Genomic DNA, 1,352 nt, shown 5'->3' on the forward strand with positions numbered 1-1,352 from the left:
GTCAAGATGGTATCGACGGTGCTAAAGGTGATAAAGGCGACTCAGGTATTAGCGAAGCAGCTAAAACTGAATTAGAAAGTAAAATCGAAGACAGCCAAGCTCGCTTCTTTAGCGTTAATGGCTCTAGTGACAGTGAAGATGCAGGCAATTATAACAGCAATGGCGCTACTGCTGACGGTGCAATAGCAATTGGGGTTAATGCTCAATCTAAAGGTAAGGACAGCATCGCTATGGGCACTAACAATACGGTGACTGGAGATCAATCTACCAGCGTGGGTAATGGCAACATCGTTTCAGGTGATCGCTCAGGTGCGTTTGGAGACCCAAATATTATCGGTGGAAGCGCTAATTATGCAGTTGGCAACGACAACATTATCGGTGATACTACTAGTAATTCAGTAGTGTTAGGTAGTAATGCGACAGTTGGTGCTACAGCGGCCACAGTTGGTACTAATAGTGCACCAACCTTTGCTAACGAGACTAATGCCTCAAACTCTGTTGCTATCGGTGAGTCGGTGAACGTCCAAGCAGCTAATGCAGTATCTATCGGTGCTAATAGCAGTGCGACTCATAGCAATGCGGTAGCATTAGGAGCAAACTCACAATCAACGGCAGATAATACCGTATCGGTAGGCAGTGCAAACAACCAGCGTCGAATTACCAATGTTGCCGCTGGTATTACTTCAAATGATGCAGTTAACGTTTCTCAGCTTAACCAAAATCGTGCGGAAGCCTTTGGTTATACAGATAGAAGAATAAATGATTTAGAAGGTGAGACTCACTCAGCAGTAGCGGGTGCGCTTGCTTTCGGTGCTCTACGTTATCCCAACACGCCAGGTAAAGTAAGTGTTGGTCTGGGCGGTGGTACATGGGAAGGTGAGACAGGGTACGCATTTGGTGTCGGTTACACTACATCTGACGGACAGTTTTCTATCAGTAGTGCTTTTGGTGGTAGTGGCAGCCAAAATGGTGGCAATGTTGGCGTAAGCTATACTTTCGACTAATATGTAGATCTAAGAAATAGAGAAATAGAGAAATAGAGAAATACTTGAGCCTACTATTTTCCTTAATAGTAGGCTCAATCAATTCAATTTATCAAGTTAAAATGTTTTTGAAAACTCTTCTTGTTTTCTATCTAAAACTCCGTATAATGCCACCCAGTCGAAAGGGAAGTGGATTACTGATTTGGACGATGTAAATTGTTTGAATTAAATAGAAAATACTTCTTGACTAAATAAATATAGCGTCTATAATACGCACCTCATCAAGACGAGTTGGAAGTAGCTAGTGTGTAGATTACACATTAATAACCCAGTTAACTTGTTGAAACAAATTAAAAAAAGAAGTTGACA

1 protein-coding gene is annotated in these 1,352 nt (G+C 41.9%); it reads left to right on the top strand.

Annotated features, from left to right (window positions below; genetic code table 11):
• Window positions 1–1,004, top strand: a 1,004-nt coding sequence (locus ACHEVO_RS12965; protein ID WP_394125179.1) for a YadA family autotransporter adhesin, incomplete at its 5' end; no start/stop codon positions are given.
• Between the last annotated feature and the right edge of the window lie 348 nt (window positions 1,005–1,352).

The organism is Psychrobacter nivimaris, from assembly GCF_043419765.1.
Lineage (GTDB): Bacteria > Pseudomonadota > Gammaproteobacteria > Pseudomonadales > Moraxellaceae > Psychrobacter.